Below are 1,096 nucleotides of genomic sequence, written 5' to 3'. Positions count from 1 at the left end.
TGATTTCGCGGGTGAAGGCGAGGACGGAGGGGTTGGAGGCGGAGAGTTCGACGTAGGTGCCGACGCCGAAGACGGGGTGGCGTTGGCGGATTTCGATCATTTTGCGGGTCCAGTGCAGGAGGGAGCCTGGGTTGTTGGCCTGGGCTTCGACGTTGACGGCTTGGTAGCCGTAGATGGGGTCCATGATGAGGGGGAGGTAGAGGCGGGCGGGGTCGCAGTGGGAGAAGCCGGCGTTGCGGTCGGGGGTCCATTGCATGGGGGTGCGGACGGCGTCGCGGTCGCCGAGCCAGATGTTGTCGCCCATGCCGATTTCGTCGCCGTAGTACAGGACGGGTGAGCCGGGGAGGGACAGGAGGAGGGCGGTGAAGAGTTCGAGTTGGTTGCGGTCGTTGTCCAACAGGGGTGCCAGGCGGCGGCGGATGCCGATGTTGGCTTTCATGCGGGGGTCTTTGGCGTATTCGGTGTACATGTAGTCGCGTTCTTCGTCGGTGACCATCTCCAGTGTGAGTTCGTCGTGGTTGCGGAGGAAGATGCCCCATTGGCAGTTGTCGGGGATTTTGGGGGTTTGGGCCATGATTTCGGAGATGGGGTAGCGTTGTTCGCGGCGGACGGCCATGAAGATGCGGGGCATGACGGGGAAGTGGAAGGCCATGTGGCATTCGTCGCCGCCGGCTGCGGGGTCGCCGAAGTATTCGACGACGTCGGCGGGCCATTGGTTGGCTTCGGCGAGGAGGACGCGGTCGGGGTAGAGGCGGTCGATTTCGGCGCGGACGCGTTTGAGGTAGGTGTGGGTTTCGGGGAGGTTTTCGCAGTTGGTGCCTTCGCGGGCGTAGAGGTAGGGGACGGCGTCGAGGCGGAAGCCGTCGATGCCGAGGTCGAGCCAGAAGCGGAGGTTTTCGAGCATGGCGTCTTGGACGTGGGGGTTGTCGTAGTTGAGGTCGGGTTGGTGGGAGAAGAAGCGGTGCCAGTAGTACTGGCCGCGGATGGGGTCGTAGGTCCAGTTGGAGGTTTCGGTGTCGATGAAGATGATGCGGGCGTCGGGGTATTTGGTGTCGGTGTCGCTCCACATGTAGAAGTCGCCGTAGGGGCCGTCGGG

At 63.5% G+C, this 1,096-nt stretch carries 1 protein-coding gene; it reads right to left on the bottom strand.

What is annotated here, in order from left to right; all coding sequences use genetic code 11:
* Window positions 1-1,096 (bottom strand): alpha-amylase family glycosyl hydrolase (locus ACH34S_RS41915; protein WP_395958512.1); only part of this gene is annotated, 1,096 nt, incomplete at both ends.

This window comes from Actinomadura sp. 3N508 (genome assembly GCF_044326375.1).
Classification (GTDB): domain Bacteria; phylum Actinomycetota; class Actinomycetes; order Streptosporangiales; family Streptosporangiaceae; genus Spirillospora.
Note: the sequence above shows the minus strand (reverse complement) of the source record. Positions and strands in the feature narration are given on the sequence as shown.